The sequence below is a fragment of the Pararhizobium sp. A13 genome (assembly GCF_040126305.1).
Taxonomy (GTDB): Bacteria; Pseudomonadota; Alphaproteobacteria; order Rhizobiales; family Rhizobiaceae; genus Pararhizobium.
Genome location: NZ_CP149512.1, coordinates 178,560 through 194,041 on the forward strand (window position 1 = coordinate 178,560; position 15,482 = coordinate 194,041).

At 64.8% G+C, this 15,482-nt stretch carries 2 protein-coding genes; both read right to left on the reverse strand.

The window, feature by feature from the left end; translation table 11 throughout:
- Positions 1-416: 416 nt before the first annotated feature.
- Positions 417-8,867: a VCBS domain-containing protein gene (locus WI754_RS29520; protein WP_341486571.1), complete on the reverse strand. Its 8,451-nt coding sequence runs from the start codon at positions 8,865-8,867 to the stop codon at positions 417-419.
- Positions 8,846-15,259 (reverse strand): VCBS domain-containing protein, encoded by a 6,414-nt coding sequence (locus WI754_RS29525; RefSeq protein WP_341486572.1) that lies wholly within the window; start codon positions 15,257-15,259, stop codon positions 8,846-8,848. The genes WI754_RS29520 and WI754_RS29525 overlap by 22 nt, the downstream gene beginning before the upstream one ends.
- Between the last annotated feature and the right edge of the window lie 223 nt (positions 15,260-15,482).

Sequence of the window (15,482 nt, forward strand, 5' to 3'; positions counted from 1 at the left end):
GGCTTCGGCTCTGTAGCTGGGTGAGTGAGTGATGCATTCGCCCACTAGCGCAGGGGTTCTGGCGTTACTAGGCCAAGGCGGGGTGTTGCACCTGCGATTTTGCAGCGTTTGTTGCTTTTGATCTCCGCTCGTGTCGCTACAGTTGGTAACAATGTTGCGCCTGTCCTCTACCGGGGCAGATCTGCAAAGACTATGAACAACACATTATATCCACGCATGCCGGTCGAAACATTCATCTCAACCGGCGAACGAACGTTTCTGGCCTACCTGGCCAAACCACTTGTGGACTCGTTCCAAGCGCGCCTTCCGGGAGAGATAGGCCCGCCCCGCCTCCTGGATATCGGAAGCTTGGATGTGAAGCGGGCGCCGGATTAATCCGGCGCCCGCTATCACATTGGAGCCTGCGGCTTTCAGCGTCAGACGAAGTGGAAGCCGTCCGCTGGATTATACGCGACCACGGTCCGGCCAGTGCCGTCGTCGGCTAGCGTGAAAGTGCCCGTATCGTAAGCGCCGATCAGGTGGAGTGTGGCATCATGAGTGCCGTCCGAAATGAGCAGCGTTCCTCCACTCCCATCCTGGTTTGCCTGATAGACAGCGGATGTTCCGGTGCTGAACCAGATATCTCCGAGATCTAGCTTGTCATCATTGGTGATGCCGGCGATGGTGCCGCTGAAGTCAAATGAATCGTCCAGCCGTAATGTGCCGGCTGCATTCACCCCGAAAATGACATCTGCGGAAGAGGCGGCGTGAAATTCCAGCTGGGACATGTTTCCGATGATGGCATCGCCGTCGCCGGTGACCTGACCGCCGATCGTGACGTCGCCGCCATTGGCCCAGATCAGTCCGGAATTGGCGACGGCACCGTTGATTGCCAGACCACCCGACCCAGTCGCCTCCAGCGTTCCCAAGTTGACGACGGTGCTGCCCCCGGTGTCGATGACCAGTGCGTTGGAGCCGGTTGCAATGATCGTGCCCTGATTGTTCAGGCCGAGCAGCCCGCCACCCAGTTGGCCGGCGCCAGAGATTATGTTGTCGACATTGGTCAGGGCGATATCGGCGGCCGCGCCCGAGATCAGGTTCGCATCGCTGTCGGACAGAACGATCTGGCCCCCCCCTTGCAGCGTTATGCCGCTGGCGATCACCTCGATCTGCGTGGTTGAGCCCGCACCGTTCAGCGCGATCGTACCTGTGTTGTCGATCGTGCCGCCGAGCGGCATGATCGCGCCGTCGGCGATCGACATCGTCCCGGCATTGTGGGTGACCGGCTCCTGGTTGAAGAGGAAATTGCCGGCGCCGAGTTCGGAGCCCGAAACGCCTTGCACGGTGATCGTCTCTCCGGAGCTGATGGTGACGACGGCATTGCCGCTGCCGTCATCGACGATGACGAGATCGCCGAACCCATTGACACCGTCGAAGTCGATCAGGTCGATCCTGTCGGCCGCCGCGTCGAAGTTGTGCAGCGTGTCGTGCGAGATCGGCTGGCCGAAGACGAAGAGGTCGGCGCCGCTGGAGCCGGTGAGGTGATCCACATCCGAGAGCGCGTAGATCGGGTTGCCCTGCGCGAAGACTTCGACGTTGTTGGAGATCATGACAAGTCCAGTACCGCCATTGCCGTCGCTCCAGGTCTCCGCCATGTGTAGCTTTACCGCCCCCGAAAAACTATGGGGCGAAGTAGCCGTGAGCGCGGAGACGTCATTGGTCTGCACCGACCATGTGCCATCACCGTTGTCGGTGCCTTCGCTCAACGTCCAGCCCGATGGCACACCGGCGATTGTCAGCGTAACCACGCCGACGTGACCGGCGGGGTTGGTCAAGCCCAGATTGATCGGCGCGCCGGCGACGCCAGCGGGGGCCAGAACGTAATCGGCCGTAGCACTTGGTACGCCTGCCGTCGTCACATTCGTGTAATTCGTGAACACCGCAACAAGACTCGCAGCTGTGCCGCTGGTATTGGCGTCTGAATCATAGTACAGCGCAACTTGGTTGCTCGCCAAAACATCCGAATACGCCAGTACGAAAACCCCGCCGTTAAATGTGTTATTCTGGGTGGCGAGAAGGTTGTCGACCTCCGTCCCGGAGTCAACGCTATCGGCGGCGATGTTGTAGACAACCAAGTCCGCACTCGAAATGGTGTTTCCCGCGCCCCCGGTGACTGTAACCGTTCTTACTTGGTTGATCACCCCAAGGGCGTTATTGGCCAATGAGAAGCCTGTGAAACTGAGGGTGTCGTTAGCACTCACGAAATCGGTAATTACATCGAAGTCAGCTGTCGTGCCATTGAGGACAAACGTGTCGTTGTTGGCGCCACCGGTTAAGATATCCTGACCGGCCCCTCCGGTGATCGTATCATCGCCTGCGTTGCCGCTGATCGTGTCGATCCCCTCGAGGCCCATTAGTATGTCGGCCGAACTCGAACCGTTTAGCGTGTCAGCAAAATTTGTTCCGACGACGCCTTCCATGTTCTTATAGGTATCGGTCCCAAGACCAGCCGCAGAGGCATTGAATACCGTGTTGCTGCTGCTTTGAATTAGGGTGAACGTGACGCCGGAAGTGCCATCGGCAAAGTCGATTAGATCGATGTTGCTGCCACCGTCGATCGCGTCGTTGCCCGCCCCGCCCATCAGCCAGTCATTGCCGCCGCCGCCGTTGAGGATGTCGTCGTCGGCTCCTCCGACCAAAAGATCGTTTCCATTGTCGCCATTGATCGTGTCGATGCCGCCGTTTCCGAACAGGAGGTCATTTCCGTTGTTGCCAGTCAATGTCTGCCCGGCAGAGCTCGAAGCAATTGCGTCTTGGGACGACCCGCTGCCGCTTAGGACTGTAAGTAAACTGTAAGCAGCAGTACCGAGATTGTATCCGTATACCGTTCCTCCATTGGAAAATGTTAAGTCCTCGACGTTGCCGCTGCCGACAAAATGGTCCCTAATTGTGATCTCCGTTGTCCCAACATTGACGACTAGGTCGTTTACTACCCGTTCGAAATTCAAAGTACCAACATCGGTGCTCGCGGAACTTGTCACGACTTCAATGTCATCACTGCCACTCCCAGTATCTGACACGATGTCTTGGCCGTCCGCCAGGCCGAAGCGGTAGAGGTCATTACCATTGGCGCTGATGAGAACGTCGTCACCGGTTCCACCGACCAGCGTGGTGCCTGACCCCGCGCTAATGAGGATATCGTCGCCGGCGGTTCCGTCGAGTGTCGTCCCAGAGTCCTGGCTGACATTGACAGTGCCGGGAGCACCGGTGGTCGTCCCGTCTGTGGCCGTATACGTGAACGTGCCTCCCGCGGGCGCAGCATCTATAAAGTTTACCGTTCCATTTGTTCCGGTACCGGCCGTGTGAGTTACACTTCCACCCGTTGCAGTTCCGATGCCCGCGACATCCACGATTGGGTTGCCTTCCGGGTCCTTATCGTTGGAAAGTAGCGCCCACTCCGGTATGGCGATGACATTGCCGAGAGCAAGATCAGTAATCACGTTGGCGCCTACTGCAGTTGGCCCGTCATTGGTGCCGGTGATGGTGATAGTGACGTCCTGGGTGGCGGAGTCTGTCGTGCCGTCATTGACCTTCACGGCGTAGGTGATGGTTAAACTGGCGCCTGCGGCGAGGAAATCGAGGTTGGCCGCCGCCGGATCGTAGTTGTAGCCGACGTTAACCGCCCCGCCCACCGAGGCCGCCCCCGTCAGCGTGAACGCGCCGCCCGCCGTCAGCGCCGCAGCGCCCGCCGGCAATGTGAAGGCTGATCCATTGAGCAGCACCGTCGGGCTGCCCACGACGCTGGGCGTCAGCGTATCGCCAACGTCGAGATCGTTGACCGAGAAATTGCCTGTGATCGGCGACAGATTCTGCGCTGAGGCATCCGTCAGTTCCACAACCGCGGCCGGGTTGGTCGTGTCGCTCAGCACCGGCGCGTCGTTGGTGCCGGTGATGGTGAACGTCACGTCCTGCGTGCCCGAGCTCGTCGTGCCGTCATTGACCTGCACGACGTAGGTGATGGTCAGGCTCTGGCCTTCGCGAAGGAAGTCGAGGTTCGCCGCCGCGGGATCGTAGGTGTAGCCGATCGCCGTGCCGGTGCCGCCGTTGGAGGTCTGCGTCAGCGGCGAGATGCTGAACGCACCGGCCGCCGTTAGTGCCGCCGTACCTGCCGGCAGCGTGAAGGCGCTGCCGTTGAGCAGGACCGTCGGGCTGCCCACCACCGAAGCGGTGAGGGTGTCGCCCATGTCCTTGTCGCTCACCGCAAAGTTGCCGATGATCGGTGCCAGGTTCTGCGCCGAGGCGTCAGTCAGTTCGACGACTGCTGTCGGATTGGTCGTATCGCTCAGCACCGGTGCATCGTTGGTGCCGGTGACGGTGAAGGTGACGTCTTGGGTGGCGGAGTCCGTCGTTCCGTCATTGACCTTCACCGCGTATGTGATGGTCAGGCTCTGGCCTTCGCGAAGGAAGTCGAGGTTCGCCGCCGCCGGATCGTAGGTATAGCCGATCGCCGTGCCCGGGCCGCCGTTGGAGGTCTGTGTCAGCGGCGAGATGCTGAACGCACCGGCCGCCGTTAGTGCCGCCGCACCTGCCGGCAGCGTGAAGGAGTTGCCGTTGAGCAGGACCGTCGGGCTGCCCACCACCGAAGCGGTGAGGGTGTCGCCCACGTCCAGGTCGCTGACGGCGAAGCTGCCGGTGATCGCCGCCAAATCCTGCGCCGAGGCATTCGCCAATTCGGCAACCGCAGCCGGGTTGGTCGTGTCGCTCAGCACCGGCGCGTCGTTGCTGCCGGTGATAGTGAAGGTCACGTCCTGCGTGCCCGAGTACGTCGTGCCGTCATTGACCTGCACGACGTAGGTGATGGTCAGGCTCTGGCCAGCGCGTAGGAAGTCGAGGTTGGCCGCCGCCGGATCGTAGTTGTAGCCGATGTTGACCGCGCCGCCGGTCGAAGTCGCCCCCGTAAGCGTGAACGCGCCACCCGCCGTCAGCGCCGCAGCGCCCGCCGGCAATGTGAAGGCTGATCCATTGAGCAGCACCGTCGGGCTGCCCACGACGCTGGGCGTCAGCGTATCGCCAACGTCGAGATCGCTTACCGAGAAATTGCCCGTGATCGCCGCCAGGTTCTGCGCCGAGGCATCAGTCAGTTCGGCGACTGCTGTCGGATTGGTCGTATCGCTCAGCACCGGTGCATCGTTGGTGCCGGTGATGGTCACCGAAACCGTGCGATCCACGGTGCCGCCGTTGCCATCGTCGAGGGTGATGGTGAAGGTCTCGACCTTGGTCTGGTCCTTGGCGAGGTACTCCACGTCGCTATCGGCGACGCTGTAGTTCCAGGTGATCACGCCACCCAGGCCGGAGCCGGTGGTGTCGGTGGTGACGCTGGCGGTGAGGGCGCCGAGGGCGCCGGCCGAGGCCGTGATCGTTGGGCTGATGCTGTGGGCGTCGGTGAGGTCGACGTCGGTGAAGGCAAGGGTGCCGGTGTCGGTGAGGTTGCCGACCGGGGTGACCTGCTCGGTGACCGCGCCGGTGACGTCCGTCGCCGCCACGACCGGTGCATCGTTGGTGCCGGTGATGGTCACCGAAACCGTGCGATCCACGGTGCCGCCGTTGCCATCGTCGAGGGTGATGGTGAAGGTCTCGACCTTGGTCTGGTCCTTGGCGAGGTACTCCACGTCGCTATCGGCGACGCTGTAGTTCCAGGTGATCACGCCACCCAGGCCGGAGCCGGTGGTGTCGGTGGTGACGCTGGCGGTGAGAGCGCCGAGGGCGCCGGCCGAGGCCGTGATCGTTGGGCTGATGCTGTGGGCGTCGGTGAGGTCGACGTCGGTGAAGGCAAGGGTGCCGGTGTCGGTGAGGTTGCCGACCGGGGTGACCTGCTCGGTGACCGCGCCGGTGACGTCCGTCGCCGCCACGACCGGTGCATCGTTGGTGCCGGTGATGGTCACCGAAACCGTGCGATCCACGGTGCCGCCGTTGCCATCGTCGAGGGTGATGGTGAAGGTCTCGACCTTGGTCTGGTCCTTGGCGAGGTACTCCACGTCGCTATCGGCGACGCTGTAGTTCCAGGTGATCACGCCACCCAGGCCGGAGCCGGTGGTGTCGGTGGTGACGCTGGCGGTGAGGGCGCCGAGGGCGCCGGCCGAGGCCGTGATCGTTGGGCTGATGCTGTGGGCGTCGGTGAGGTCGACGTCGGTGAAGGCAAGGGTGCCGGTGTCGGTGAGGTTGCCGACCGGGGTGACCTGCTCGGTGACCGCGCCGGTGACGTCCGTCGCCGCCACGACCGGTGCATCGTTGGTGCCGGTGATGGTCACCGAAACCGTGCGATCCACGGTGCCGCCGTTGCCATCGTCGAGGGTGATGGTGAAGGTCTCGACCTTGGTCTGGTCCTTGGCGAGGTACTCCACGTCGCTATCGGCGACGCTGTAGTTCCAGGTGATCACGCCACCCAGGCCGGAGCCGGTGGTGTCGGTGGTGACGCTGGCGGTGAGGGCGCCGAGGGCGCCGGCCGAGGCCGTGATCGTTGGGCTGATGCTGTGGGCGTCGGTGAGGTCGACGTCGGTGAAGGCAAGGGTGCCGGTGTCGGTGAGGTTGCCGACCGGGGTGACCTGCTCGGTGACCGCGCCGGTGACGTCCGTCGCCGCCACGACCGGTGCATCGTTGGTGCCGGTGATGGTCACCGAAACCGTGCGATCCACGGTGCCGCCGTTGCCATCGTCGAGGGTGATGGTGAAGGTCTCGACCTTGGTCTGGTCCTTGGCGAGGTACTCCACGTCGCTATCGGCGACGCTGTAGTTCCAGGTGATCACGCCACCCAGGCCGGAGCCGGTGGTGTCGGTGGTGACGCTGGCGGTGAGGGCGCCGAGGGCGCCGGCCGAGGCCGTGATCGTTGGGCTGATGCTGTGGGCGTCGGTGAGGTCGACGTCGGTGAAGGCAAGGGTGCCGGTGTCGGTGAGGTTGCCGACCGGGGTGACCTGCTCGGTGACCGCGCCGGTGACGTCCGTCGCCGCCACGACCGGTGCATCGTTGGTGCCGGTGATGGTCACCGAAACCGTGCGATCCACGGTGCCGCCGTTGCCATCGTCGAGGGTGATGGTGAAGGTCTCGACCTTGGTCTGGTCCTTGGCGAGGTACTCCACGTCGCTATCGGCGACGCTGTAGTTCCAGGTGATCACGCCACCCAGGCCGGAGCCGGTGGTGTCGGTGGTGACGCTGGCGGTGAGAGCGCCGAGGGCGCCGGCCGAGGCCGTGATCGTTGGGCTGATGCTGTGGGCGTCGGTGAGGTCGACGTCGGTGAAGGCAAGGGTGCCGGTGTCGGTGAGGTTGCCGACCGGGGTGACCTGCTCGGTGACCGCGCCGGTGACGTCCGTCGCCGCCACGACCGGTGCATCGTTGGTGCCGGTGATGGTCACCGAAACCGTGCGATCCACGGTGCCGCCGTTGCCATCGTCGAGGGTGATGGTGAAGGTCTCGACCTTGGTCTGGTCCTTGGCGAGGTACTCCACGTCGCTATCGGCGACGCTGTAGTTCCAGGTGATCACGCCACCCAGGCCGGAGCCGGTGGTGTCGGTGGTGACGCTGGCGGTGAGGGCGCCGAGGGCGCCGGCCGAGGCCGTGATCGTTGGGCTGATGCTGTGGGCGTCGGTGAGGTCGACGTCGGTGAAGGCAAGGGTGCCGGTGTCGGTGAGGTTGCCGACCGGGGTGACCTGCTCGGTGACCGCGCCGGTGACGTCCGTCGCCGCCACGACCGGTGCATCGTTGGTGCCGGTGATGGTCACCGAAACCGTGCGATCCACGGTGCCGCCGTTGCCATCGTCGAGGGTGATGGTGAAGGTCTCGACCTTGGTCTGGTCCTTGGCGAGGTACTCCACGTCGCTATCGGCGACGCTGTAGTTCCAGGTGATCACGCCACCCAGGCCGGAGCCGGTGGTGTCGGTGGTGACGCTGGCGGTGAGAGCGCCGAGGGCGCCGGCCGAGGCCGTGATCGTTGGGCTGATGCTGTGGGCGTCGGTGAGGTCGACGTCGGTGAAGGCAAGGGTGCCGGTGTCGGTGAGGTTGCCGACCGGGGTGACCTGCTCGGTGACCGCGCCGGTGACGTCCGTCGCCGCCACGACCGGTGCATCGTTGGTGCCGGTGATGGTCACCGAAACCGTGCGATCCACGGTGCCGCCGTTGCCATCGTCGAGGGTGATGGTGAAGGTCTCGACCTTGGTCTGGTCCTTGGCGAGGTACTCCACGTCGCTATCGGCGACGCTGTAGTTCCAGGTGATCACGCCACCCAGGCCGGAGCCGGTGGTGTCGGTGGTGACGCTGGCGGTGAGAGCGCCGAGGGCGCCGGCCGAGGCCGTGATCGTTGGGCTGATGCTGTGGGCGTCGGTGAGGTCGACGTCGGTGAAGGCAAGGGTGCCGGTGTCGGTGAGGTTGCCGACCGGGGTGACCTGCTCGGTGACCGCGCCGGTGACGTCCGTCGCCGCCACGACCGGTGCATCGTTGGTGCCGGTGATGGTCACCGAAACCGTGCGATCCACGGTGCCGCCGTTGCCATCGTCGAGGGTGATGGTGAAGGTCTCGACCTTGGTCTGGTCCTTGGCGAGGTACTCCACGTCGCTATCGGCGACGCTGTAGTTCCAGGTGATCACGCCACCCAGGCCGGAGCCGGTGGTGTCGGTGGTGACGCTGGCGGTGAGGGCGCCGAGGGCGCCGGCCGAGGCCGTGATCGTTGGGCTGATGCTGTGGGCGTCGGTGAGGTCGACGTCGGTGAAGGCAAGGGTGCCGGTGTCGGTGAGGTTGCCGACCGGGGTGACCTGCTCGGTGACCGCGCCGGTGACGTCCGTCGCCGCCACGACCGGTGCATCGTTGGTGCCGGTGATGGTCACCGAAACCGTGCGATCCACGGTGCCGCCGTTGCCACGTCGAGGGTGATGGTGAAGGTCTCGACCTTGGTCTGGTCCTTGGCGAGGTACTCCACGTCGCTATCGGCGACGCTGTAGTTCCAGGTGATCACGCCACCCAGGCCGGAGCCGGTGGTGTCGGTGGTGACGCTGGCGGTGAGGGCGCCGAGGGCGCCGGCCGAGGCCGTGATCGTTGGGCTGATGCTGTGGGCGTCGGTGAGGTCGACGTCGGTGAAGGCAAGGGTGCCGGTGTCGGTGAGGTTGCCGACCGGGGTGACCTGCTCGGTGACCGCGCCGGTGACGTCCGTCGCCGCCACGACCGGTGCATCGTTGGTGCCGGTGATGGTCACCGAAACCGTGCGATCCACGGTGCCGCCGTTGCCATCGTCGAGGGTGATGGTGAAGGTCTCGACCTTGGTCTGGTCCTTGGCGAGGTACTCCACGTCGCTATCGGCGACGCTGTAGTTCCAGGTGATCACGCCACCCAGGCCGGAGCCGGTGGTGTCGGTGGTGACGCTGGCGGTGAGGGCGCCGAGGGCGCCGGCCGAGGCCGTGATCGTTGGGCTGATGCTGTGGGCGTCGGTGAGGTCGACGTCGGTGAAGGCAAGGGTGCCGGTGTCGGTGAGGTTGCCGACCGGGGTGACCTGCTCGGTGACCGCGCCGGTGACGTCCGTCGCCGCCACGACCGGTGCATCGTTGGTGCCGGTGATGGTCACCGAAACCGTGCGATCCACGGTGCCGCCGTTGCCATCGTCGAGGGTGATGGTGAAGGTCTCGACCTTGGTCTGGTCCTTGGCGAGGTACTCCACGTCGCTATCGGCGACGCTGTAGTTCCAGGTGATCACGCCACCCAGGCCGGAGCCGGTGGTGTCGGTGGTGACGCTGGCGGTGAGAGCGCCGAGGGCGCCGGCCGAGGCCGTGATCGTTGGGCTGATGCTGTGGGCGTCGGTGAGGTCGACGTCGGTGAAGGCAAGGGTGCCGGTGTCGGTGAGGTTGCCGACCGGGGTGACCTGCTCGGTGACCGCGCCGGTGACGTCCGTCGCCGCCACGACCGGTGCATCGTTGGTGCCGGTGATGGTCACCGAAACCGTGCGATCCACGGTGCCGCCGTTGCCATCGTCGAGGGTGATGGTGAAGGTCTCGACCTTGGTCTGGTCCTTGGCGAGGTACTCCACGTCGCTATCGGCGACGCTGTAGTTCCAGGTGATCACGCCACCCAGGCCGGAGCCGGTGGTGTCGGTGGTGACGCTGGCGGTGAGGGCGCCGAGGGCGCCGGCCGAGGCCGTGATCGTTGGGCTGATGCTGTGGGCGTCGGTGAGGTCGACGTCGGTGAAGGCAAGGGTGCCGGTGTCGGTGAGGTTGCCGACCGGGGTGACCTGCTCGGTGACCGCGCCGGTGACGTCCGTCGCCGCCACGACCGGTGCATCGTTGGTGCCGGTGATGGTCACCGAAACCGTGCGATCCACGGTGCCGCCGTTGCCATCGTCGAGGGTGATGGTGAAGGTCTCGACCTTGGTCTGGTCCTTGGCGAGGTACTCCACGTCGCTATCGGCGACGCTGTAGTTCCAGGTGATCACGCCACCCAGGCCGGAGCCGGTGGTGTCGGTGGTGACGCTGGCGGTGAGGGCGCCGAGGGCGCCGGCCGAGGCCGTGATCGTTGGGCTGATGCTGTGGGCGTCGGTGAGGTCGACGTCGGTGAAGGCAAGGGTGCCGGTGTCGGTGAGGTTGCCGACCGGGGTGACCTGCTCGGTGACCGCGCCGGTGACGTCCGTCGCCGCCACGACCGGTGCATCGTTGGTGCCGGTGATGGTCACCGAAACCGTGCGATCCACGGTGCCGCCGTTGCCATCGTCGAGGGTGATGGTGAAGGTCTCGACCTTGGTCTGGTCCTTGGCGAGGTACTCCACGTCGCTATCGGCGACGCTGTAGTTCCAGGTGATCACGCCACCCAGGCCGGAGCCGGTGGTGTCGGTGGTGACGCTGGCGGTGAGGGCGCCGAGGGCGCCGGCCGAGGCCGTGATCGTTGGGCTGATGCTGTGGGCGTCGGTGAGGTCGACGTCGGTGAAGGCAAGGGTGCCGGTGTCGGTGAGGTTGCCGACCGGGGTGACCTGCTCGGTGACCGCGCCGGTGACGTCCGTCGCCGCCACGACCGGTGCATCGTTGGTGCCGGTGATGGTCACCGAAACCGTGCGATCCACGGTGCCGCCGTTGCCATCGTCGAGGGTGATGGTGAAGGTCTCGACCTTGGTCTGGTCCTTGGCGAGGTACTCCACGTCGCTATCGGCGACGCTGTAGTTCCAGGTGATCACGCCACCCAGGCCGGAGCCGGTGGTGTCGGTGGTGACGCTGGCGGTGAGGGCGCCGAGGGCGCCGGCCGAGGCCGTGATCGTTGGGCTGATGCTGTGGGCGTCGGTGAGGTCGACGTCGGTGAAGGCAAGGGTGCCGGTGTCGGTGAGGTTGCCGACCGGGGTGACCTGCTCGGTGACCGCGCCGGTGACGTCCGTCGCCGCCACGACCGGTGCATCGTTGGTGCCGGTGATGGTCACCGAAACCGTGCGATCCACGGTGCCGCCGTTGCCATCGTCGAGGGTGATGGTGAAGGTCTCGACCTTGGTCTGGTCCTTGGCGAGGTACTCCACGTCGCTATCGGCGACGCTGTAGTTCCAGGTGATCACGCCACCCAGGCCGGAGCCGGTGGTGTCGGTGGTGACGCTGGCGGTGAGGGCGCCGAGGGCGCCGGCCGAGGCCGTGATCGTTGGGCTGATGCTGTGGGCGTCGGTGAGGTCGACGTCGGTGAAGGCAAGGGTGCCGGTGTCGGTGAGGTTGCCGACCGGGGTGACCTGCTCGGTGACCGCGCCGGTGACGTCCGTCGCCGCCACGACCGGTGCATCGTTGGTGCCGGTGATGGTCACCGAAACCGTGCGATCCACGGTGCCGCCGTTGCCATCGTCGAGGGTGATGGTGAAGGTCTCGACCTTGGTCTGGTCCTTGGCGAGGTACTCCACGTCGCTATCGGCGACGCTGTAGTTCCAGGTGATCACGCCACCCAGGCCGGAGCCGGTGGTGTCGGTGGTGACGCTGGCGGTGAGGGCGCCGAGGGCGCCGGCCGAGGCCGTGATCGTTGGGCTGATGCTGTGGGCGTCGGTGAGGTCGACGTCGGTGAAGGCAAGGGTGCCGGTGTCGGTGAGGTTGCCGACCGGGGTGACCTGCTCGGTGACCGCGCCGGTGACGTCCGTCGCCGCCACGACCGGTGCATCGTTGGTGCCGGTGATGGTCACCGAAACCGTGCGATCCACGGTGCCGCCGTTGCCATCGTCGAGGGTGATGGTGAAGGTCTCGACCTTGGTCTGGTCCTTGGCGAGGTACTCCACGTCGCTATCGGCGACGCTGTAGTTCCAGGTGATCACGCCACCCAGGCCGGAGCCGGTGGTGTCGGTGGTGACGCTGGCGGTGAGGGCGCCGAGGGCGCCGGCCGAGGCCGTGATCGTTGGGCTGATGCTGTGGGCGTCGGTGAGGTCGACGTCGGTGAAGGCAAGGGTGCCGGTGTCGGTGAGGTTGCCGACCGGGGTGACCTGCTCGGTGACCGCGCCGGTGACGTCCGTCGCCGCCACGACCGGTGCATCGTTGGTGCCGGTGATGGTCACCGAAACCGTGCGATCCACGGTGCCGCCGTTGCCATCGTCGAGGGTGATGGTGAAGGTCTCGACCTTGGTCTGGTCCTTGGCGAGGTACTCCACGTCGCTATCGGCGACGCTGTAGTTCCAGGTGATCACGCCACCCAGGCCGGAGCCGGTGGTGTCGGTGGTGACGCTGGCGGTGAGAGCGCCGAGGGCGCCGGCCGAGGCCGTGATCGTTGGGCTGATGCTGTGGGCGTCGGTGAGGTCGACGTCGGTGAAGGCAAGGGTGCCGGTGTCGGTGAGGTTGCCGACCGGGGTGACCTGCTCGGTGACCGCGCCGGTGACGTCCGTCGCCGCCACGACCGGTGCATCGTTGGTGCCGGTGATGGTCACCGAAACCGTGCGATCCACGGTGCCGCCGTTGCCATCGTCGAGGGTGATGGTGAAGGTCTCGACCTTGGTCTGGTCCTTGGCGAGGTACTCCACGTCGCTATCGGCGACGCTGTAGTTCCAGGTGATCACGCCACCCAGGCCGGAGCCGGTGGTGTCGGTGGTGACGCTGGCGGTGAGGGCGCCGAGGGCGCCGGCCGAGGCCGTGATCGTTGGGCTGATGCTGTGGGCGTCGGTGAGGTCGACGTCGGTGAAGGCAAGGGTGCCGGTGTCGGTGAGGTTGCCGACCGGGGTGACCTGCTCGGTGACCGCGCCGGTGACGTCCGTCGCCGCCACGACCGGTGCATCGTTGGTGCCGGTGATGGTCACCGAAACCGTGCGATCCACGGTGCCGCCGTTGCCATCGTCGAGGGTGATGGTGAAGGTCTCGACCTTGGTCTGGTCCTTGGCGAGGTACTCCACGTCGCTATCGGCGACGCTGTAGTTCCAGGTGATCACGCCACCCAGGCCGGAGCCGGTGGTGTCGGTGGTGACGCTGGCGGTGAGGGCGCCGAGGGCGCCGGCCGAGGCCGTGATCGTTGGGCTGATGCTGTGGGCGTCGGTGAGGTCGACGTCGGTGAAGGCAAGGGTGCCGGTGTCGGTGAGGTTGCCGACCGGGGTGACCTGCTCGGTGACCGCGCCGGTGACGTCCGTCGCCGCCACGACCGGTGCATCGTTGGTGCCGGTGATGGTCACCGAAACCGTGCGATCCACGGTGCCGCCGTTGCCATCGTCGAGGGTGATGGTGAAGGTCTCGACCTTGGTCTGGTCCTTGGCGAGGTACTCCACGTCGCTATCGGCGACGCTGTAGTTCCAGGTGATCACGCCACCCAGGCCGGAGCCGGTGGTGTCGGTGGTGACGCTGGCGGTGAGAGCGCCGAGGGCGCCGGCCGAGGCCGTGATCGTTGGGCTGATGCTGTGGGCGTCGGTGAGGTCGACGTCGGTGAAGGCAAGGGTGCCGGTGTCGGTGAGGTTGCCGACCGGGGTGACCTGCTCGGTGACCGCGCCGGTGACGTCCGTCGCCGCCACGACCGGTGCATCGTTGGTGCCGGTGATGGTCACCGTTACGACCTGCGTTGCCGTCGAGCCGTGGCCGTCGTTGACCGTTACGGTGTAATGCTCGACCACGCTCTGGCCGGCAGCGAGGTACTGCGAAGCCCCGTTGTTGAGGGCGTAGCGCCACTGCACCGAGCCGTTGGCGGCGTTCGCGGCTTCACTGGCAGGGTCGAGCGAGAAGGTGCCGAGCGCAGTTTCGCCGGCGGTCGGGGCGAACGACGCGGTGTGGCCGTCGGTGAGGTCGACGTCGGTGAAGGAAATGGTGCCGGCGGCGTTGAGGGAATCGGTCGGCAAAGCAGTGGTGTCGGCATCCTCGACCACGGCGCCATTCTGAGCGCCGCTGGTAATTGAGACAATATCGTTCGTCCCGGTGATAGTGATAGTAAGCTGTGCAGTATCGGTAAGTCCGTGCGGGTCACGGACGGTGTACGTAAACAGCTCAGTGACTGTGACCCCGTCGGCCAGCGCATTGGTGTCCACATCGCTGTTATTGAGGTTGTAGGTATAGGTGCCATTGGCATTCAAGGTCAGTGAGCCGTAGGTGCCCACCAATGCAGATCCGACCGTGCCGGCAGTTCCAGATCCGGATTCCGGACCCGTCCGGACCGCCGACACAACCAGCGACGCCTGGCCATTGTCGGAATCCGTGTCGTTGACCAGCACATTACCTGCCGCCGTGGAATCCCCCGGAAACGGCGTATTCCCCGGGCCAACGCCGGCCTCGCGCACCGCGTCCGCTGCGTTGGTATCATTGAAGCCGACGGGCGAAGTTGGATCGAGAGTGAATGAAACCTGCTCGATCGCGGAGACTTTCAGATTAATGCTCGTGAAGGTGAATTCTGCTTGACCCGCCTGGCCGGTATTCGCGTTCGAGTTAGCGGCAATAAAGGCTCGAAACTGAGTGACTTCAGCATTCAATGCTGCCATGAACGACGAATTAAGTAATTGCGCATTACTAAGATAGATAACGAGCTTATCGATTTCGGCGGTGCCTTTCGCAGCATTGCCGTTGCCGCCGTCGTAAACGTCGTAGCCAGAAAATGTCGCCTGTCCAATCGTTGTCCCTGTGCCGTAAACTTGGCCACCAATCTTGTACTGGTTTTCCCACGCTCGGTAGATAAGGATGTCCGCTCCTGATCCGCCCAGGACCGTGTCGAAACCACTGCCTCCATCGAGCGTATCGGCACCTGACCCGCCATTCAGGCGATCGTCTCCAGCACCCCCCGACAGCACGTCGTCTCCGCTACCGCCGACCAGATTGTCGTTGCTGCTTGTGCCAATGGTCGTTGCCATACCCCGCCCCTATCGCCCTAGTTGTTGTTGTTGTTGTCAGTCATGGGAATTGCCGGCGCCGTCGCGCCGCTTGCCGGATAGTCGCTCAAAAATTGCAGACCTATGAGGGCAAGTTCGCCTTCGCCAACAAACGGGTTGATCCTGGGCGAGAGCGCCAGGACCAGATGAGTTCGCATTCAGACCAATGACATTTGTACCGACACCAAACGCGCACGCTCGCGGG